This window comes from Bradyrhizobium sp. WSM2793, assembly GCF_000379585.1.
Taxonomy (GTDB): Bacteria; Pseudomonadota; Alphaproteobacteria; order Rhizobiales; family Xanthobacteraceae; genus Bradyrhizobium.
Genome location: NZ_KB902788.1, coordinates 1 through 18,021, shown reverse-complemented (window position 1 = coordinate 18,021; position 18,021 = coordinate 1). Strand labels below are relative to the sequence as shown.

At 66.0% G+C, this 18,021-nt stretch carries 19 protein-coding genes; 12 read left to right on the top strand and 7 right to left on the bottom strand.

Annotated elements, in window-relative coordinates; all coding sequences use genetic code 11:
- Positions 1-141 precede the first annotated feature (141 nt).
- Positions 142-1,614, top strand: coding sequence for a caspase family protein (locus tag A3AS_RS0121745; protein WP_018319675.1), 1,473 nt, complete (start codon positions 142-144; stop codon positions 1,612-1,614).
- A gap of 52 nt (positions 1,615-1,666) precedes the next feature.
- Here the strand turns inward: A3AS_RS0121745 and A3AS_RS0121740 are convergent, their stop codons facing one another.
- The 3 genes from A3AS_RS0121740 to A3AS_RS0121730 form a co-directional block, all read right to left on the bottom strand.
- On the bottom strand, positions 1,667-2,038 hold the full coding sequence (locus tag A3AS_RS0121740) for a hypothetical protein (RefSeq protein ID WP_026202237.1): 372 nt from the start codon (positions 2,036-2,038) through the stop codon (positions 1,667-1,669).
- 36 nt (positions 2,039-2,074) lie between these two features.
- Positions 2,075-3,373, bottom strand: a complete 1,299-nt coding sequence (locus tag A3AS_RS0121735; protein ID WP_018319673.1) for a Spy/CpxP family protein refolding chaperone — start codon at positions 3,371-3,373, stop codon at positions 2,075-2,077.
- A gap of 133 nt (positions 3,374-3,506) precedes the next feature.
- Positions 3,507-4,931: an FAD-binding oxidoreductase gene (locus tag A3AS_RS0121730; protein ID WP_026202236.1), complete on the bottom strand. Its 1,425-nt coding sequence runs from the start codon at positions 4,929-4,931 to the stop codon at positions 3,507-3,509.
- 84 nt (positions 4,932-5,015) lie between these two features.
- Between A3AS_RS0121730 and A3AS_RS0121725 the strand changes: the two genes are divergently transcribed.
- The gene (locus tag A3AS_RS0121725) at positions 5,016-5,522 is read left to right on the top strand and encodes a thioesterase family protein (RefSeq protein ID WP_018319671.1); all 507 of its coding nucleotides are present in this window, start codon (positions 5,016-5,018) and stop codon (positions 5,520-5,522) included.
- 16 nt (positions 5,523-5,538) lie between these two features.
- Here the strand turns inward: A3AS_RS0121725 and A3AS_RS45405 are convergent, their stop codons facing one another.
- Positions 5,539-5,712, bottom strand: coding sequence for a DUF1328 domain-containing protein (locus A3AS_RS45405; RefSeq protein ID WP_018319670.1), 174 nt, complete (start codon positions 5,710-5,712; stop codon positions 5,539-5,541).
- Between the two features lie 237 nt (positions 5,713-5,949).
- Here A3AS_RS45405 and A3AS_RS0121715 point away from each other — a divergent pair, with 237 nt between their 5' ends.
- The 9 genes from A3AS_RS0121715 (at position 5,950) to A3AS_RS0121675 (ending at position 14,380) form a co-directional block, all read left to right on the top strand.
- On the top strand, positions 5,950-8,553 hold the full coding sequence (locus A3AS_RS0121715; RefSeq protein WP_026202235.1) for an ATP-dependent helicase: 2,604 nt from the start codon (positions 5,950-5,952) through the stop codon (positions 8,551-8,553).
- 9 nt (positions 8,554-8,562) lie between these two features.
- The gene (locus tag A3AS_RS0121710; protein WP_018319668.1) at positions 8,563-8,850 is read left to right on the top strand and encodes a type II toxin-antitoxin system HicB family antitoxin; all 288 of its coding nucleotides are present in this window, start codon (positions 8,563-8,565) and stop codon (positions 8,848-8,850) included.
- An 88-nt stretch (positions 8,851-8,938) separates the two neighbouring features.
- Entirely contained in the window at positions 8,939-9,355 is a 417-nt protein-coding gene (locus A3AS_RS48425; RefSeq protein WP_018319667.1) for a hypothetical protein, read from the top strand.
- Positions 9,355-10,023: an OmpA family protein gene (locus tag A3AS_RS48420; RefSeq protein ID WP_018319666.1), complete on the top strand. Its 669-nt coding sequence runs from the start codon at positions 9,355-9,357 to the stop codon at positions 10,021-10,023. Before A3AS_RS48425 ends, A3AS_RS48420 begins: the two co-directional genes overlap by 1 nt.
- A gap of 172 nt (positions 10,024-10,195) precedes the next feature.
- Positions 10,196-10,714, top strand: coding sequence for a DUF962 domain-containing protein (locus A3AS_RS0121695; protein WP_018319665.1), 519 nt, complete (start codon positions 10,196-10,198; stop codon positions 10,712-10,714).
- A 28-nt stretch (positions 10,715-10,742) separates the two neighbouring features.
- The gene (locus A3AS_RS0121690; RefSeq protein WP_018319664.1) at positions 10,743-11,774 is read left to right on the top strand and encodes an NAD-dependent epimerase/dehydratase family protein; all 1,032 of its coding nucleotides are present in this window, start codon (positions 10,743-10,745) and stop codon (positions 11,772-11,774) included.
- A 27-nt stretch (positions 11,775-11,801) separates the two neighbouring features.
- Positions 11,802-12,428: an isoprenylcysteine carboxylmethyltransferase family protein gene (locus A3AS_RS0121685; protein ID WP_018319663.1), complete on the top strand. Its 627-nt coding sequence runs from the start codon at positions 11,802-11,804 to the stop codon at positions 12,426-12,428.
- A 294-nt stretch (positions 12,429-12,722) separates the two neighbouring features.
- Positions 12,723-12,932 (top strand): hypothetical protein, encoded by a 210-nt coding sequence (locus tag A3AS_RS0121680; RefSeq protein WP_018319662.1) that lies wholly within the window; start codon positions 12,723-12,725, stop codon positions 12,930-12,932.
- A 143-nt stretch (positions 12,933-13,075) separates the two neighbouring features.
- Positions 13,076-14,380, top strand: a complete 1,305-nt coding sequence (locus tag A3AS_RS0121675) for a sorbosone dehydrogenase family protein (RefSeq protein WP_018319661.1) — start codon at positions 13,076-13,078, stop codon at positions 14,378-14,380.
- Positions 14,381-14,583: 203 nt separating this feature from the next.
- Here A3AS_RS0121675 and A3AS_RS0121670 read toward each other — a convergent pair whose 3' ends face one another.
- On the bottom strand, positions 14,584-15,408 hold the full coding sequence (locus A3AS_RS0121670; RefSeq protein ID WP_018319660.1) for an aspartate dehydrogenase: 825 nt from the start codon (positions 15,406-15,408) through the stop codon (positions 14,584-14,586).
- Positions 15,409-15,445: 37 nt separating this feature from the next.
- Positions 15,446-16,363: a LysR substrate-binding domain-containing protein gene (locus A3AS_RS0121665; RefSeq protein WP_018319659.1), complete on the bottom strand. Its 918-nt coding sequence runs from the start codon at positions 16,361-16,363 to the stop codon at positions 15,446-15,448.
- A 143-nt stretch (positions 16,364-16,506) separates the two neighbouring features.
- Here A3AS_RS0121665 and A3AS_RS0121660 point away from each other — a divergent pair, with 143 nt between their 5' ends.
- The gene (locus A3AS_RS0121660) at positions 16,507-17,580 is read left to right on the top strand and encodes a tartrate dehydrogenase (RefSeq protein ID WP_018319658.1); all 1,074 of its coding nucleotides are present in this window, start codon (positions 16,507-16,509) and stop codon (positions 17,578-17,580) included.
- A 174-nt stretch (positions 17,581-17,754) separates the two neighbouring features.
- Here A3AS_RS0121660 and A3AS_RS47500 read toward each other — a convergent pair.
- Positions 17,755-18,021, bottom strand: a 267-nt coding sequence (locus A3AS_RS47500) for an ISAs1 family transposase (RefSeq protein WP_157644349.1), incomplete at its 5' end; no start/stop codon positions are given.

The following is an 18,021-nucleotide window of genomic DNA, read 5'->3' as shown; positions in this document are numbered from 1 at the left end:
GCTAGACCGATGCATCGCGCTTGGGCCGGCGCCTGCCCCATTTTGCCGCAGCGCGCAGCGTGATCCAGCGCACAGACGGCGTCATGGCGCAGACGTAGAAAAGGTGCCATCATCGCAAATATTGCCGATGGAGGTGACACCATGCGCCGTCCAGTCCTTTCCAATTTGCTTCTTGCTTCCGGTTTTCTCGCCCTCGCCCAGTTGATGACGCCGACGGACGCTGCAGCCGAAGCGCGGCTCGCGCTGGTGATCGGACAATCCGCCTATCGCACCGTGCCCGAGCTGCCCAACGCCGCCAACGACGCCAAGGGCATGACGGAGTTGCTCGGCAATGCCGGCTTCACCGTCACCACGGCGGCCAACCTGGCGCAGAACGAGATGCGCGCGGCAATCTCGGATTTCGCCGGCAAGGTCAGCGCCAGCGGCGCCGACACGGTGGCACTGGTGTTCTATGCCGGCCATGGCCTGCAGATCGACGGCGAGAACTACCTGGTGCCTGTCGATCTCGATCCCAAGCGCGAGGCCGACATTCCGCTCCAGGGCGTGCGGCTGAACGACATGCTCAACACGCTCGGTGCGCTGCCGACGCGGGCGCGCATCTTCATGCTCGATGCCTGCCGCAACAATCCGTTCCCGGCGCTCAGCGGCGCCGGCCACGGCCTTGCGATCGTCGACACCAAGGCCGGCGCGCCGGGCTCCTTCATCTCCTATTCGACCTCCCCCGGCGCCGAAGCCGAGGACGGCAGCGGCATCGACAGCCCCTACACCACGGCCGCGCTGACCATCGCCAAGCAGCCCAATCTGCCGATCGAGGAAGTGTTCAAGCGCATCCGCGTCGCCGTCGCGCAATCGACCGACGGCCGACAGATCCCCTGGGAAAGCTCCTCGCTGACGACCGACTTCAAGTTCTTCGGCGAGAGCAGCGGCAGCACACCCGCTCTTCCGGGCGCGAGCGCGATGGCGCTCGCCGGGGGCACGCGCAGCCTCGAGGACTGGCGCAAGGAATTGCGGGGCAAGCCTGCGATGGTCGCGTATGAGCTCGTGATCACCGAGGACACGGTGGAGGCCTATCAGGCCTATATCGAGCTGTACGCGCAGGACACCCGCACGCCGCGCGTGCGCACGGTGCTGGAACGGCGGCGCCAGATGCTGGCCTGGGAGCGCGCAACCGCGATCAACACCCGCGCTTCGTTCGAGGCTTACCTGGCCAATTGGGACAATAGCGACCTCGCCGCGACTGCGCGCCGGCTGCTGCTCCGCGTCCAGAACCGCAATTATGGCGTCCCCGTCGCCGCCGCAGCGATCCCGGTCACCGTCGCGATGGGCCCGACCTGCCCGTGCTCGACGCCAACGACACCGGCAACGCCGGTCACTCCGAGCGTCGCGCCCGTGATCAAGAAGCGCGTCGACGACACCCCGCCCAAGCGCAAGGTGGTCGAGACGCCGCCGAAGCGCCGCCCGCCGCCCGAGGAAGTGGTCTACGAACGCGCGCCGCCCCCCGGCCCGCCGCCCGGCGCCGTGATGCAGGGTATCGGCATCGGAATCGGGATCGGCATGGGAATGGGCGGCCGCGGCGGCGGCGACCATTATCGCGGCGACTACCGCAGATACTGAGACTGTCCAGCATTGACATAGATCCGGCTCGCGCCCGACGCGCGAGCCGGATCTACTGCGCCAGCGCCGGATAGTCGTGCTGGACGGCCTCCCGGATCCAGCCCGCCTGGATCGCGCGAAACAGGATCTGCGCCGTCTTCATATCATTTGCCTTCACGCAGAGGTCGACGATGCGGCGGACTGCATCGTCACGCATCAGATCGTCCGCGATCTTCATCGCAATCTCCATCGCGACGCGGGCTGCACGTTCAAAGCGCTCACGTTCGCGCTTATCAGCCGGTGCGGAGCCTCCGACAGCCTCCGCGCCCGCTCTCGCAGCCTCGCAGATGTTACGAATGCGCTCCGCCGCGTCGATATCGCCGATCGGTCCCTGGATCGGCTCATCCCAGATGTCGGCCGGCTGCCGCCTTGCGAACCACTTCATTGCCCCCACCCATGGCCTTTATTTGGCTTGCACCATTCAGGACGTGCGGCGCGGCCCGATCGCCTCGAACTGCGCCTTCTGCTCGTCGTTCAGCGTGGCATAGAAATCATCGAGCGCCGCGCGCACCGACTTGATCCCGTCCAGCATCGCATCGAGCCGTTTGCGGATTGTGGCCATGCGGGCCGGCGGAGTCATCATGTCGTTGGGCTCGCAGCCCGCCTTGAGCGATGCGCTGACCTTTGCGCTGGTATCCTGGAGCACCTGCAGCGCCGCGCGCTGGGTGTCGCTCGGACGAAGCCTCTCATCGATCGCAGCAGCAGGCCAATCGAACGCGGCGGCCACATTGCAAGCCTGCACCGACGATTCCCTCGCATTGTTCGATGCCGTCGCACGACGCTGATCCTCGGCGAGCGCATTGAAGCGCGCCTTCTGCTCGTCGTTCAGCGAGCCATAGAACTGGTCGAGCGCGGGCTGGACCAGCTCGACAGCCTTCTGCATCGCCTCGATGCGCTGCTGCATCGCTGCGAGCCGGCCTGGCGCCGTCGCTGCGGCCTGCGTCGGACAGGATGTGCGGATCAGCGCTGCGGCGTCGATCGAGGCATTGCCGAGCGCATCGAGAGCTGTGCCCTGCGCATCCGTCGGCTGCACCGCGGATGCGATCTGATCGATCGGTAGTCCGGCGATGGCACGGCGGTCACTGCCGCAGAGCTGATCGAGCGGTGCGCTACGCGCCCGCCGTCGTCCCTGCGGCTGCTGCGGCAGATAGGCCGACAGGCGATCATAGCCATAGGGGCCGAAAATGCCGGCATAGATGTCCGGGTATCCGTAACCCCAGAAGCCGAGCCCGTCGCCCCAGATCGTGTAGTCGTAGAGATCGTTATAGGCGAACGGCCAGAACAGCGGCCCGACCCAGCCATAGCCGCCGCCCGCATGCTGCCACCATCCGCTGCTTGCGCCGCTCCAGCCGGCCAATGCGGCCGCTGCCGCGAGCTGTGCACGCGCTGCCGGATTGCTGATCAGCCGGCCATTCCGGAATGCGCTGATGTTCAGGGCATTGCGGAAGCTCGCGGGGCGGATCGCCGCGTTGCGGATCTGACCGAAGTTGGGCCCGCCGCGTCGGACACCGGACGTGAACCGCATGCCGCGATGATGCCCGCCGGCATGCCCATGTCCACCGCCGTGGCCACGGAAATGTCCGCCGCCGTGATGGCCACCGCCGTGCCCGCCTCCATGGCCACCGCCATGTCCGCCCCCATGGCCGCCCTTGGCCAGAGCCGCGCCCGCCAGCATGCAGGCAAGCGCCATCGCGGCAATTCCAATGACCGGTCGCACCATCGCACCCTCCCGCAGAGCCGCGCCATTGAGGCATCGGAACTTGGCGGGAATTGGAACCGACAGGATTGCCGAAAGTTCCCGCCCGGCCGGGTGGGCGGCATCGGCCTTGCGGCGGCTTTGTTGTGCCGAAGGCCTACGCCTCCGGCACAATCTTGCCGGGATTGAAGATGTTGAGCGGATCGAGCGCCTTCTTCAGCGCTCGCATCGCATCGAGCGCCTCGGGGCCGAGCTCGGCCTGGAGGTATTTCTGCTTGCCCTGGCCGATGCCGTGCTCGCCGGTGCAGGTGCCGTCCATCGCCTGCGCGCGCTCGACCAGGCGATGCATGAACTCCTCGCCGCGCGCCATCTCGGCGGCATCGTTGGTGTCGCAGACCAGCGAGCAATGGAAATTGCCGTCGCCGACATGGCCGACGATCGGCGACAGCAGGTTGAGCCGCTTGAGATCTTCCTCGGTCTCGCTGACGCAATCGGCGAGCCGTGAGATCGGCACGCAGACGTCGGTCGCGACCACGCCGATGCTGTCGCCGGGCCGCAGCGCCTTCACCGACCAATAGGCATCGTGCCGCGCCTGCCACAGCTTGGTGCGATCCTCCGGCTTGGTGGTCCAGGAGAATTCGCCGCCGCCGCAATCCCTGGCGATCTCGCCGAACGCCTTGGACTGCTCGGCAACCTCGATCTCGCTGCCGTGGAATTCCATCAGCAGCAGCGGCGTCTCCGGCAGCGTCAGCTTCGAATAGGCGTTGCAAGCCTGCACCTGCGCGGCATTGAGCAGCTCGATGCGCGCCACGGGGATGCCGGTCTGGATCGCAAGGATGACGGCCTGACAGGCCCCGTGCACGGTCTCGAACGACACCGCACCGGCCGCGATCGTCTCGGGGATGCCGCGCAGGCGGATGGTCAATTCCGAGATGATGCCGAGCGTGCCTTCGGCGCCGACGAACAGATGGGTGAGGTCGTAGCCGGCGGATGATTTCTTGGCGCGCGTGCCCGTGGTGATGATCTCGCCGTCGCCGCGCACCACCTTCAGGGCCAGTACGCTCTCGCGGATGGTGCCGTAGCGCACCGCATTGGTGCCGGAAGCGCGGGTCGAGGCCATGCCGCCGAGCGAGGCGTCCGCGCCGGGATCGATCGGGAAGAACAGGCCCTGGTCGCGCAGATGCTCGTTGAGCGCCTTGCGGGTGACGCCGGGCTGGATCACGCAGTCGAGGTCCTCGGCATGGACCGCCAGCACCTTGTTCATGTCGCGCAGGTCGATCGAGATACCGCCGGCCGGCGCGTTGACCTGGCCCTCGAGCGAGGTGCCGGTGCCGAAAGGAATGACCGGGACGCGGTTCTTGGCGCAGATCCGCACCACGTCCTGGATGTCGGCGGTCTCCTGCGCCATCACCACGCCATCCGGCGGCTGGTTCGGGATCCAGGTGGTGGTATGGCCATGCTGCTCGCGCACGGCCTGCGAGGTGATGAGACGGTTGCCGAAGCGTGCGGCAAGCTGCTCCAGCGCGCTCGCGAGGGCTTTCGGCTCCGGCCGCGGCGGATTATTGGTGATGGTGGTACTCACGGACATTCCTCCCGACAGAAGAACCGTGGCAAAGGATATAAAACCGGTCAAGTCAAGCGACCGGACGCATAGCTGGAAGGAAACATGCCGGAGACTGCCGCCTCAGCGCCCAGAGCCGAGCCGTTCCGCGCCTCGATCATGCAGATCGAGCCGCAATGGATCGACTATAACGGCCATCTCAACATGGCCTATTACAACGTGATGTTCGACCGCGCGATCGACCAGCTCTGGGCCGAGCTCGGCATCGGGCCGACCTACATGAAGGAGCGAGGCGGTTCGACTTTCACTGCCGAATGCCATGTGCGTTACTTGCGCGAAATCCACCTCGGCGATCCCGTGCAGATCCTGGTCTGGCTGCTGGAGGCCGACGACAAGCGGCTGCACACGTTCGAGGAGATGCGGCACGCAACCGAGGGCTGGCTGTCGGCGACGTCCGAGAACATGTCGCTTCACATGGACATGAATGCGCGGCGCGTCGCGCCATTTCCACCGGATATAAGCGAGCGCATCGCTGCGGTCACAAAGGCCCACAGCGCGGTCTCGCGCCCTGAGGGCATCGGCCGGAACGTGGCGATGCCCTCGAAGCGGTAGCGCGTGATCCGGCGGCCTATACCCTGTTGCGGCCGCGGGCCAGGCCGACCACGGCCGAGACCAGGAACAGAACGACCGCGATGAAGAAGATGATCTTGGCGATCTCGATCGAAGCGCCGGCGATGCCGCCGAAGCCCAGGATGCCGGCGATCAGTGCGATAACCAGAAACGTCACAACCCAGCCAAGCATGGTCAAACCCTCGTCTTGATGTCTGTCTGCGTCTAGCGCGGCTGGCCGCGCCACCTGTCCAGACAATCTCGAGGCGGGAACGATGGTTCCGGCCCGGACAGGGTGGAAATTCGCGAGGACCGCTGGAACAAATTGACGTGCCCCGCACGTGGAAAACCTCGTTCCGCCGCCCCATATAGGCACCAATCCCTGTTAGAAGGCTCCCTTCCGCCACCCCGCGGTGCCATCGTGGGGCCCATGATTCGCATGACCGAGCCGAGCAAGATCACGTCCCAGAACGTCCCCGACCACCAGCCCGCAGCCGGCGGCATCGCCGCGCGTGCGCGCGCCTCGGTGGGCCCGAAATATCTGTCCGGGCTCAATCCGGAGCAGCGCGAGGCCGTGGAGACGCTGGACGGCCCGGTCCTGGTGCTGGCCGGCGCAGGCACCGGCAAGACGCGCGTGCTGACGACGCGTATCGCCCACATCCTGAGCCAGGGCCGCGCCCGCCCCGCCGAGATTCTGTCGGTGACCTTCACCAACAAGGCCGCGCGCGAGATGAAGCACCGGCTCGGTCAGATGCTCGGCCACGCCGTCGAGGGCATGCCGTGGCTCGGCACCTTCCACTCCATCGGCGGCCGCATCCTGCGTGTCCATGCCGAGCTGGCGCAGCTCAAGTCGAACTTCACCGTGCTCGATGTCGACGACCAGGTGCGGCTGCTGAAGCAGTTGCTGCAGGCCGAGAACATCGACGACAAGCGCTGGCCGGCGCGCATGCTCGCCGGCCTGATCGACGGCTGGAAGAACCGCGGCCTGATGCCCTCGCAGGTGCCCTCCGGCGAAGCCGCCATGTTCGGCAACGGCAAAGGCGGCAAGCTCTATGCGAGCTATCAGGAGCGGCTGAAGATTCTGAACGCGGCCGATTTCGGCGATCTGTTGCTGGAGAACATCCGCATCTTCCGCGAGCACCCGGATATCCTCAGGCAGTACCAGCAGCGCTTCAAATATATCCTGGTCGACGAATATCAGGACACCAACGTCGCGCAGTATCTGTGGCTGCGGCTGCTGTCGCAGGCGCCGGCGTCCGGCTCGTCATTGCCGGGCTTGACCCGGCAATCCATCGATTCTTCGCAAGATGGATCACCGGGTCTCGACGCTTCGCGTCGGCCCGGTGACGACGAGCAAAACACTGCAGCCCCTCTTCCCGCCAGCGAAAGAGCTCACGTCAAAAACATCTGCTGCGTCGGCGACGACGACCAGTCGATCTATGGCTGGCGCGGCGCCGAGGTCGACAACATCCTGCGCTTCGACCACGATTTTCCCGGCGCCAAGGTCATTCGCCTGGAGCGCAACTATCGCTCGACCGGCCACATCCTCGCCGCTGCATCGCATCTGATCGCGCACAACGAAGGCCGGCTCGGCAAGACGCTGCGCACCGAGGACCAGGACGGCGAGAAGGTCACGGTCACGGGCTCGTGGGATTCGGAAGAGGAAGCCCGCGGCATCGGCGAGGAGATCGAGCAGATCCAGCGCCGCGGCGAAAAGCTCAACGAGGTCGCGATCCTGGTGCGCGCCTCCTATCAGATGCGCGAATTCGAAGACCGCTTCGTCACGCTCGGCCTGCCCTATCGCGTCATCGGCGGCCCACGCTTCTACGAGCGCGCCGAAATCCGCGACGCGCTGGCTTACCTGCGCGTCATCAACTCGCCGGCAGACGATCTCGCCTTCGAGCGCATCGTCAACGTGCCCAAGCGCGGCCTCGGCGATGCCACCGTGCAGATGCTGCACGACCACGCTCGCAAGCGCCGCATTCCCTTGTTCGAAGCGGCACGCGCCGTGGTCGAGACCGACGAGCTGAAGCCGAAGGCGCGCGGCTCGCTTCGCGAGGTCGTCGCCCAGTTCGACCGCTGGCGCGCCCAGCGCGAGGTCACGGCGCACACCGACCTCGCCCAGATCGTGCTCGATGAGAGCGGCTATACCGAGATGTGGCAGAAGGACCGCTCGGCGGACGCCGCGGGCCGGCTGGAGAACCTGAAAGAGCTGGTGCGCTCGATGGAGGAGTTCGAGAACCTGCAAGGGTTCCTCGAGCACATCTCGCTGGTGATGGACCGCGACGGCGGCGCCAAGGACGACGCAGTGTCGCTGATGACGTTGCACTCGGCCAAGGGGCTTGAATTCGACAACGTGTTCCTGCCGGGCTGGGAGGAAGGCCTGTTTCCGAGCCAGCGCACGCTGGACGAACAGGGCCGCGCCGGCCTCGAAGAAGAGCGCAGGCTTGGCCATGTCGGCCTGACCCGTGCCCGCCGCCGCGCCATGATCTATTTCGCGACCAACCGGCGGATCCATGGCACCTGGTCGACCACGATCCCGTCGCGCTTCCTCGACGAACTGCCGGCGGCCAATGTCGAGATCACCGAATCCAAGGGCGGCTCGGCCTGGGGCGGCACCGGCGGCTACGGCGCCTCGCGTTTCGACGACATGGAGGCGTTCGGCTCCACCTATTCGACGCCGGGCTGGCAGCGCGCGCAGGCCAATCGCAACCGGGGCGGCGGCCGCAATGGCGGCGAGGGCGGCGGCAGCAGAAGCGGCGGCTTCGAGGAAGAGGCTGCGACGTTCTCCTCCTCGTCCTCAGGTCCCGACTTCGGCAGCTTCTCCTCACGCCGCCGCGGTCCCCTGACGATCGAGGGCGAGCTGGTCGCCAAATCGACCGGCACCACCTCGGAATTCTCGCTCGAAGACCGCGTCTTCCATCAGAAATTCGGCTACGGCCGCGTCACCAAGATCGACGGCAACAAGCTCACCATCGCCTTCGACAAGGCCGGCGAGAAGAAGGTCGTGGACAGCTTCGTGCAGCGGGCGTAAGCGCGCGATATGGCTCAGTATGTTGCCATCATCGAAGACACCGATCCCGACGCCGTCAGCTTGTGGTTTCCCGACCTGCCCGGCTGCATTTCCGGCGGTGATGACGTCGACGAGGCCCTGGAGAGTGCACCGGAGGCACTCGCGTTCTATGCGCAGGAGCTGATCGCGGACGGCCGGCAGCTTCCTCCGCCCAGAACACTGGACGAGCTCAAGGCCGACCCTGAGTTCGCCGACGACCTCGGCAAACACACGGTCGCCCTGATCGAATGGCCGCCCCGCGAAGACGCCGCGGAGTGAGGACTGTTCGCCGCACTCCCCTCGCCTTCGACAGTTCTCGTCCGAACAGCCCTTGACCCGCCCGAACTTCCCCGTATCAGATGCAGCCATGGTCCGGGGCTCCATCACACTGATCTTGCTGGCATTGGGGATGCCGTCGCTTGCGGCGGCGGAGACCATGAGCTTTGGCGATTCGATCGGGCTGCTGGCCAAAAGCTGCGGCGCCGAAATCGTCGCCAATTGCCGCGGCGTCAACCCGGATTCGACCCGCCTGAAGGAGTGCCTGTCGCGCAACCGCGACGTGCTGTCCCAGCAATGCGCGAGCGACTATCTCGGCGCGTTCGATGCCATCCAGAAGCGCGTCGCCGCGCGCGTCACGGTGGCGAACGCCTGCCAGCGCGAGATCGTCAAGGTCTGCAGCGGCTCAACCAAGGAGACCAGCAAGTCGATCCCCTGCCTGGTTTCGACGTCCAAGGGCATCAGCAACAACTGCCTGAAGGCCGTCGACGACGCGGGGTACCGCTGATGCGCGCGAGCAGGCTCTTCATTGCCGGAACCGCGGTCGCGCTCGGTCTCGCTTTGCTCGCGGGCACGGCCGTCGCCCAGACGGCGGCACCGACCCGCGACGACATCGTCGGCAAGCTCAACCATTTCGAAGAAGCCGCCGAGGTCGACCTTCCCGCGCTGAAGCAGCAGGTGATGGAGCGCGCCAAGACCAGGATCAAGAACGATCCCGGTCCGGTGAACCGGCCGCTGATCGCACCTGATCTCGCCAAGCTGCCCGCCTTCAATGCGCAGATCCAGTTCGATGCCGACACGCCGATCATCCAGCCGGCGTCCTACCAGACCGTCGGCCGCATCGCGGACGCGCTGGTTCATTCCTCGCTGCTGCCCTACACGTTCCTGATCGTCGGCCACGTCGAATCCAACTCGAAGACGCGCGAGGCCAACGCGATCCTGAGCCAGCGCCGCGCCGACGCGATCCGCGACGTGCTGGTGAACACGTTCAAGATCTCGACCAAGCGGCTGCATCCGATCGGTCTCGGTGAGGAGCAGTTTCTCGACCGGGCCAAGCCGACCTCGGCCGTCAACGGCCAGTTGCAAATCCTGACCTATGCCAAGCTGCCGGAGGACGCGCCTCATACGGCTGCGGCACCTGCGCCTGCGGCGAAAAAGCCCGCCAAGAAGCGCTGAGCGAGCGCAGCTTCGCACCCGACGGAACCCTTTGAAGTCCTGATCGTTTTGTTGCCTGTCCGGGGCGCACAAATACGGTTTCACGCGACAAAAGCCCCGGTTTGTGCACCGCCCGGTCCAGTGCTATAGCCTCTGTTCGCCCTTCCCCGACCCCGTGCTGCATGAGACCGAAATGGGTGGCTATTTTCAGCGCCAACTTGCCGTTTATGTCGAGTACCATCGCGACCCCCGGAACACGGCGATGCATGTGGTCGGTATTCTCCTGTTGTTCACCGGCGCCGTGATGCCGCTGACGCTGGTCAGGCTTCCGCTGTTCGGTTTCGATGTCAGCCTCGCCGTGATCCTGGCCTTGCCGGTCCTGATGTATTGGCTGCTGCTCGACGTGGCGCTCGGGATCGGCATTCTGGCGGTCTCGATCGTGCTGTTTTCGGTTGCGACGACCGTTGCGGCGCAAGTCAGCACCGCGACGATGTGGGCGATTTTCGCCGTGCTGGTGGGGCTCGGCCTCGCCGCGCAGGCCATCGGTCACAAGGTTTTTGAGGGCCGCGAAGCCTCGTTGTTCACTTTTCCTTCGCATCTTTTGCTTGGACCGATGTTCGTGATGGCAAAATTATTCATTGCATTGGGCTTCCGTCGCGACCTTGCCGCGATTCTGGCGCCTCTTCCGACCAATTCCCTTTCAACCCGATAGCTCTAGACGCGAAACAGCAACCTTCTGCATGGCTCTCGTACTGGTTACCGGTGGCAGTGGCTTCATCGGACATCACCTCGTCGAAGCGCTCCGCGCCCGTGGGCAGCGGGTGCGCGTTCTCGATGTCCGCGCGCCGGCCGCGGCGAACGCGGATGTTGAATATGTCCACGGCTCGGTGCTCGACGGCGCCGCGGTCGATACTGCGATCGCCGGGGTCGATCAGGTCTATCACCTCGCCGGCCTGCCCGGCATGTGGGTCGCCAACAAGCAGGACTTTCACGACGTCAACTGTCGCGGCACCGAAATCGTGCTCGCGGCCGCAATGAAGCGCGGCGTATCGCGCTTCCTGCACTGCTCGACGGAATCGATCCTGTTCCCCTATTCCGACCTCAAAGGCGCTGCCGCCGAAGAGGCGCTGCAGCCGGCCGACGCGATGCCGGGCGCCTATACGCGCTCGAAGTCGCTCGCCGAGCATCATGCCGCGAAGGCGGCGGCCAGCGGCTTTCCACTCGTGATCGGCACGCCGACCATGCCGATCGGTGCGGCCGACCACAATCTGACACCGCCGACGGCGATGCTGTGGTACTTCCTGCAGAAGAAGGTGCAGCCGCATCTCAACTTCCTAGTCAACCTCGTCGACGTCCGCGACGTGGCCACGGGCCTCGTGCTGACCATGGAGCGCGGCCGCATCGGCCAGCGCTACATCCTCGGCGGCGACTGCGTCCCGCTCGGCAACATCCTGCGCATGATGTCGGCGATGAGCGGCCGCCGGCAGTTCCCGGTCGTCGTGCCCGGCAAGATCGCCGAGCTCTCGGGCATCATGCTCGAATACCTCGCCGATCGTGTCACGCGCCGGCCGCCCAACGGGACCGCCGAGGGCGTGCGCATTGCGCTCGCCGCAAGCGACCTCTCGATCGGCAAGGCGCGCACCGAGCTCGGCTACGCGCCGCGTCCGATCGAGCCCGTGCTGCGCGAAACCATCACCCATCTGCTCGCCCGCAACGGCCAGCAGCCCTCCGGCGCCATCAAGCATCACGCGCTCTCCTCGCGCGCGAGCTAAGGCCGCCGCCCAACGCAAAGAACCTTCATGTCCTTCGATTTCAGCAAGCTTCTCTCGGTCGCCTGGGGTGGCTGGACCACGGCCTGGCCGACCGAACTCCTGGCCCTGGTCTGGCTCGCCTTTCTCGCCAGCTGGGTCGGCGCCTCGTTCTGGCAGGGGCGGACCAAGAAGCAGGTCATGACGCTGGAGTCGCAGCGCTATCGCCTGCCGATCCTGGTCGGCGGCATCCTGTACACGCCGTGGGTTGCACAGCTGCTGGGCTGGAAGCCGCTTTGGGTGCTCGGCAACACCGGCATCTACATCGCCGCGGTCCTCTCGGCCGCCGGCATCGCTTTCGCCTGGTGGGGCCGACTGCATCTCGGAAAATTCTGGTCGAACACCATCACCCACAAAGAAGATCACCGCGTTATCGACACCGGCCCTTACGGCATCGTGCGTCACCCGATCTACACCGGCTTGATCTTCGGCATGCTCGTCACCGGCATCGCAATCGGCCTCGTAACGACGATCCTCGGCGCGATTCTGATCTCGCTCGGCATGTGGCAGAAGGGCCGGATGGAGGAGGTGTTTTTGTCGAAGGAGCTCGGCGAGGACGCCTACGGCGCCTATTGCCGCCGCGTGCCGATGATCATCCCGTTCCTGTCGCCGCGGTGAGCGCGTAGCAGCTTCCTACTATTTTCTCCGCGTAAGACTGCTGTTGGTCCCGTCATCCTGAGGTGCGAGGTTTGCGATGCGAATGCATCGTAAGCCGAGCCTCGAAGGATGCACGGCCGCCAATGCATCCGGGCCCTTCATCCTTCGAGGCTCCCCATGCGGCGCGTTGCGCCCCATGGCTCGCACCTCAGGATGACGGGAACGGAATGGCGCAACTCGGAGCATTCAACCAGGAACCGCCCCTCTCCAAGCCCGTTATCCCTCGACAGCTGCCACCTGCGCGAGCATCGAGCCATGTCGGACGCCTACGATTATTTCCGCGAGCACGCGATCGCCGCCGTCCGCAAGGCGCGGGCGCTGCCGCGTGGGCGGCCGAAGCAGAAGCAGCGCACGGTGGCGCGGGTCTATCACCTGCTGTCCAAGGAGGCAGCGCTGGTGCCGAACATGCATCACCTCGACGATTTTCGCGCAGCACGGCGGCTGGAGCGGCAAATCTCTCGCTGATCTCCGGGCAAAGGCCATCGGCGTTCGTCCCATGCAAAATCGATCGGCTGCCATTCCACGGGAATAGGCCCGGCCGGCGCCCCCCACAGGTTGACGTCTGCCCCGTCAGCCAGTTGGATGCGCGCGCAAACAGGGGCCCTCTCATGACCTTCTCCAGCGTCTTTGCGCAGTTCGTTGCGCTCCTCGGCGGCATCGCGCTGCAATGGCGGAAGCTGTCGGGCACCGTGCCTGCGCCGGCCTGGGGAGAGAAGCCCGCCATTCCCGAGGCGAAGCCGCAAGGCGCGATCCCGACTTTGAAGATGCCGACCGCGCGCGGCTGGAGCGAGGGCCAGAAGCCGACCGTCGCGCCCGGGCTCAAGGTCAACGCGTTCGCGACCGGGCTCGACCATCCGCGCTGGATCGAGGTGCTGCCCAATGGCGACGTGCTGATCGCGGAGGCGACGCAGATCGCTGGCGCGCCGCGCAGCGTGTTTCACTACGCGATGCAGGCAACGATGCAGCGCGCCGCAGCGCTCGGCGTGTCCGCCGACCGCATCACGCTGCTGCGGGACAAGGACGGCGACGGCGTCGCCGAGCAACGCGGCGCCTTCATGGAAAATCTCAGCCAGCCGTTCGGCATGGCGCTGGTCGGCAACACCTTCTATGTCGGCAATACCGACGGCGTGATGGCTTTCCCTTACGTCGCCAATGCCGACCGCATCACCGCGCCGGGCAAGCGGCTCACGACGTTCAAGCCAAGCGGACACTGGACCCGCAGTCTTTTGGCAAGCCCCGACGGCAAGAAGCTCTATGCCGGCGTCGGCTCGCTCAGCAACATCGCCGAGATGGGCATGGAGGTCGAGGAAGGCCGCGCTGCGGTCTACGAGCTCGACCTCGTTGCCGGCACGCACCGCATTTTCGGCGCCGGCCTGCGTAACCCGGTCGGGCTGGCGTGGGAGCCAACTACAGGTGTGCTCTGGACCGTGGTCAACGAGCGCGACGGGCTCGGCGACGAGACGCCGCCGGATTATTTGACGTCGGTGCGCGACGGCGGCTTCTACGGCTGGCCCTATTGCTATTGGGGCAAGACGGTGGACGACCGCGTGCCCCAGGATCCTGCGATGGTCGCCAAGGCGCTTCAACCGGACTACGCGCTCGGCGGCCACACCGCCTCGCTCGGCCTGTGCTGGATGCCCGCGGGCACGCTGCCGGGCTTCCCCGACGGCATGGTGATCGGCCAGCACGGCTCGTGGAATCGCAGCAAGCTGTCCGGCTACAAGCTGGTGTTCGTCCCGTTCGAAAACGGCAAGCCGTCCGGCCCCGGTCGCGACATCCTGTCGGGCTTCCTGTCCCCGGACGAGAAGGAATCCTACGGCCGCCCGGTCGGCGTCGTGATCGGCCCCGACAAGAAATCGCTGCTGATGGCCGACGACGTCGGCAACGTGATCTGGCGCGTCACGGGCGCGTAAGGTAGCCAGGCGACACGGGCGCTCGCATAGGCGTCCCGTCATCCTGAGGCGCGAGTGGCGCGATGCGCAGCATCGCGCCGGGAGCCTCGAAGGATGAACGGCCGAGATGCAGCCGGGCCGTCGTCCTTCGAGGCTTGCTCTGCGCCGCATTCGCGTCCCAGAGCAAGCACCTCAGGATGACGGTGATGGAGCGCTTCGATCGCTCACGTCCCCACGCACAACGTCGCGCGCTGTTTGCGCAGCAGCGCGATGACCGACAGCGCGGTGATCAGACCGGTCTTGGGATTCTCGGACGGGATGTTCTCGATGCCCATCGAGAACCGCGCCGAATCCGCCTCGACCTCGATGCGGTGAACGTTGCGCGTCACGGTTGGATCAGCCCAAACCTGGATCTCGGTACGATCAGGCCCGATGCCCGCCAGCGACAACGCAACGGCGACATTGACGTTCGCTGGAAAGCCCTTCGCCGCTTCGCGCGCACTGCCCTCGAACAGTTTCAGTGGCTCGCGCAGATTGTCGATGTCTATGTTGTTCTGAACGATGAAGGGCGCGCCCTTCAGTCCGTCGATCGGCTTGCGCGTCACCATCTTCACCGAATGGATGGTGCCGATTGCGGCGGCGTTGACGGCATCGAGCCCGATCAGCGCGCCGGTCGGCACGATGATGCGGCCGCCATTGGCACGGGCGAGATCGACGAGATCGAAATTGTCGAGCAATCCGCCGACGCTGACGACGACCGCGGCCTTGCCGCGCTTCACGGCAGGCTCGACGATCGCACGCAACTGGCTGCTCGGTGCGCACTCGACCACGATGTCGGCGACCTCGCCGAGCTGATCGATCGGCAGGATCTTCGGCGGATGACGCAGACCGCCGATGAAGGCCTGATGCTTGGCGGGATCACGCACGGCCACGGCCGACAGCGCCAGCCCCTCGATGCCCTGATCGAGCGCGGTCGCGATCTTGGTGCCGATCGAGCCCAGCCCGGCAATGGCGACCCGCAACTCGCTCGGAGCTCTCTGTTCAGTCATCGCACTCACCTCTGATCCGGGCTTCCGTCATAGCCCCTCATGCCTCCCGCGCATAGCTGCGCATGCGCGCCTCGAGCACCGCCAGCATGGCATCGCGGGCCGGATCGCGCGAGCCGCGCAGCCAGGCGGCGGCGAGCGGCAGCCGGCCGACCGGCCCGCTCTGCCTTGGCCGCAGCGGCACGAAGCGCACGCCCGACACCGCCATCCGCATCGTCCAGCGCGGCACGATCGCAACCCCGAGCTTCGTCGCCACCAGGTTGATGATGGTCTGCTTCTCGTCGGCGACCTGGACGATGCGCGGCGTCATTCCGGCCTGATCGAACAGCTTCACCGTGAGGTCGTGGCTGTGCGGTCGCGAGCGGCGGTCCGGCACCAGCATCGCCTCGTCGGCGATGTCGGCCAGCGTGATCGACTTGCGCCGGGCCAGCGCATGCTGCTGCGGGAAGGCCACGATCGCGGTCTCATGGAGCAGATCGCGGAATTCGAGCCGCTTGTCCGCGCGGCCGGGCGGGCGGACGAAGGCGAGATCGAGCGCACCCGTCAGGATCTTCGGCAGCAGCCGGACCGTCTTGTCCTCCAGGATCTGTACCGCGATATCAGGATGCTTGGCGCGGAAGTCGCGCAAGAGCGGCGGCAGCAGCCCGGCGGCGGCGCTGTCGATGGCACCGATCCGCAGCCGCCGAGCAGCGCCGGCGCGCGAGCGGTTGCGCAAGTTGCTCTCGACCGCCTCGACCCGGGCGAGGATGGCGCGGGCATCGCGCAGCAACGTCGTGCCGTCCTCGGTGAGCGACACCGCACGCGTCGTCCGCGCGAACAGCCGCGTGCCCAGATCCTCCTCCAGCAGCCTGATCTGGCGGCCCAGCGCGGAAGGCAGCATCTGGAGTTGCTGCGCCGCGCGGCCGAAATGCAACTGCTCGGCCGCCGCCACGAAGCATCGGAGCTGATGCAATTCCATCCCGGGTCCTCTCGTCTCGCGAGGATTATATCATTTTTTTGTATAAACCAGCGCCAATTGAGTCCGCCCTGCACTCCCGTCTAGATTCGCCGACGACGCAGCCGGCCTGATATGCCGGCCCCATCTCTTAACGGAGCATTCTCATGCGCAGCCATTCGATCGCAGCAATTCCCGCCGACGGCATCGGCCCCGAGGTAATCTCGGCCGGAATCCGCGTGCTGGAGGCACTGGCAAAGCGCAGCGGCGACCTCGCCTTCAACGTCAAGACGTTCGACTGGGGCTCGGACTATTACAAGAAGCACGGCGTGATGATGCCAGCCGACGGCCTCACCGAACTGAAGAAATTCGACGCGATCTATTTCGGCGCGGTCGGCGCCCCTGATGTGCCCGATCACATCACGCTGTGGGGCCTTCGCCTGCCGATCTGCCAGGGCTTTGACCAATACGCCAATGTGCGCCCCACAAAGATCCTGCCCGGCGTCGCCTCGCCGCTGCGCAATGTCGGTGTCGGCGACCTCGACTGGGTGATCGTGCGCGAGAATTCGGAAGGCGAATATGCCGGCATGGGCGGCCGCGCCCACAAGGGCCTTCCGGAAGAGGTCGGCACCGAAGTCGCCGTCTTCACCCGCGTTGGCGTCACCAGGATCATGCGCTACGCGTTCCAGCTCGCACAGTCGCGCCCGCGCAAATTCCTGACCGTCGTGACCAAGTCGAACGCGCAGCGCCACGGCATGGTGATGTGGGATGAGATCGCGGCCGAGGTCGCCGGCGAATTCCCGGACGTCAGCTGGGACAAGATGCTGGTCGATGCCATGACGGTGCGTATGACGCTGCATCCGAAAAGCCTCGACACCATCGTGGCGACCAACCTCCACGCCGACATCCTCTCCGACCTCGCCGGCGCGCTGGCCGGCAGCCTTGGCGTGGCGCCGACCGGCAACATCGATCCACAGCGCCGCTTCCCCTCGATGTTCGAGCCGATCCACGGCTCGGCCTTCGACATCACCGGCAAGGGCATCGCCAACCCGGTCGCGACCTTCTGGACCGGCGCGCAGATGCTCGAGCATCTCGGCGAGAAGGACGCCGCTTCAAGGCTGATGGCGGCGGTCGAGCGCGTCTGCGCAGCGGGCGTGCTGACGCCTGACGTCGGCGGCAAGGCGACGACGAAGGAAGTGACGGACGCCGTGATCGACGCGATCCACGGGTCGAATGTGTAGCCTTATCGGGTCGAGTGTCGCCCAGCACTCGCTGCACCTCTCCCGCTTGCGGGGGAGGTCGACGCGCTCGGCAGCGCAATTGCGCGCCAGAGCGCGGCGGGTGGGGGCTCTCCTCTCGGGGGTTCTCGATCGTGGAGAGACCCCCTCCCCACCCCTCCCCCGCACGTGGCAGGGCTATCGCATATGGCTGAGGGTGGCCAAGAGGAATGCGTTGTCCCAGCCAGCGCGCTTGATTTTACGCCGGAGGGAAGCGCGATCCGGGTGGGTTCGCAGAACATTGAGGGCGAGCCTGCGCAGAATGGCGAGATTCTCGGGGGCGTGGTCACAGCGCGAGCGGTTGCCATCCTCAGCGAAATGGACGTCGAGAACCCAATGGAGCTGATTCTCGATGCCCCAATGGCTGCGGGTGACGTGGAGCAACCTCTTGGGGGAGATGTATTT

Excerpts from the sequence above, each read along its gene's own strand:
- A3AS_RS0121745 (WP_018319675.1), top strand. The coding sequence starts at position 142 with ATGCGCCGTCCAGTCCTTTCCAATTTGCTTCTTGCTTCCGGTTTTCTC.
- A3AS_RS45405 (WP_018319670.1), bottom strand. The coding sequence starts at position 5,712 with ATGCTTGGCTGGGTTGTGACGTTTCTGGTTATCGCACTGATCGCCGGC.
- A3AS_RS0121710 (WP_018319668.1), top strand. The coding sequence starts at position 8,563 with ATGGCTCAGTATGTTGCCATCATCGAAGACACCGATCCCGACGCCGTC.
- A3AS_RS0121680 (WP_018319662.1), top strand. The coding sequence starts at position 12,723 with ATGTCGGACGCCTACGATTATTTCCGCGAGCACGCGATCGCCGCCGTC.
- A3AS_RS0121725 (WP_018319671.1), top strand. The coding sequence starts at position 5,016 with ATGCCGGAGACTGCCGCCTCAGCGCCCAGAGCCGAGCCGTTCCGCGCC.
- A3AS_RS0121715 (WP_026202235.1), top strand. The coding sequence starts at position 5,950 with ATGATTCGCATGACCGAGCCGAGCAAGATCACGTCCCAGAACGTCCCC.
- A3AS_RS0121670 (WP_018319660.1), bottom strand. The coding sequence starts at position 15,408 with ATGACTGAACAGAGAGCTCCGAGCGAGTTGCGGGTCGCCATTGCCGGG.
- A3AS_RS0121665 (WP_018319659.1), bottom strand. The coding sequence starts at position 16,363 with ATGGAATTGCATCAGCTCCGATGCTTCGTGGCGGCGGCCGAGCAGTTG.
- A3AS_RS48425 (WP_018319667.1), top strand. The coding sequence starts at position 8,939 with ATGGTCCGGGGCTCCATCACACTGATCTTGCTGGCATTGGGGATGCCG.
- A3AS_RS0121690 (WP_018319664.1), top strand. The coding sequence starts at position 10,743 with ATGGCTCTCGTACTGGTTACCGGTGGCAGTGGCTTCATCGGACATCAC.
- A3AS_RS0121740 (WP_026202237.1), bottom strand. The coding sequence starts at position 2,038 with ATGAAGTGGTTCGCAAGGCGGCAGCCGGCCGACATCTGGGATGAGCCG.
- A3AS_RS48420 (WP_018319666.1), top strand. The coding sequence starts at position 9,355 with ATGCGCGCGAGCAGGCTCTTCATTGCCGGAACCGCGGTCGCGCTCGGT.
- A3AS_RS0121660 (WP_018319658.1), top strand. The coding sequence starts at position 16,507 with ATGCGCAGCCATTCGATCGCAGCAATTCCCGCCGACGGCATCGGCCCC.
- A3AS_RS0121685 (WP_018319663.1), top strand. The coding sequence starts at position 11,802 with ATGTCCTTCGATTTCAGCAAGCTTCTCTCGGTCGCCTGGGGTGGCTGG.
- A3AS_RS0121675 (WP_018319661.1), top strand. The coding sequence starts at position 13,076 with ATGACCTTCTCCAGCGTCTTTGCGCAGTTCGTTGCGCTCCTCGGCGGC.
- A3AS_RS0121695 (WP_018319665.1), top strand. The coding sequence starts at position 10,196 with ATGGGTGGCTATTTTCAGCGCCAACTTGCCGTTTATGTCGAGTACCAT.
- A3AS_RS0121735 (WP_018319673.1), bottom strand. The coding sequence starts at position 3,373 with ATGGTGCGACCGGTCATTGGAATTGCCGCGATGGCGCTTGCCTGCATG.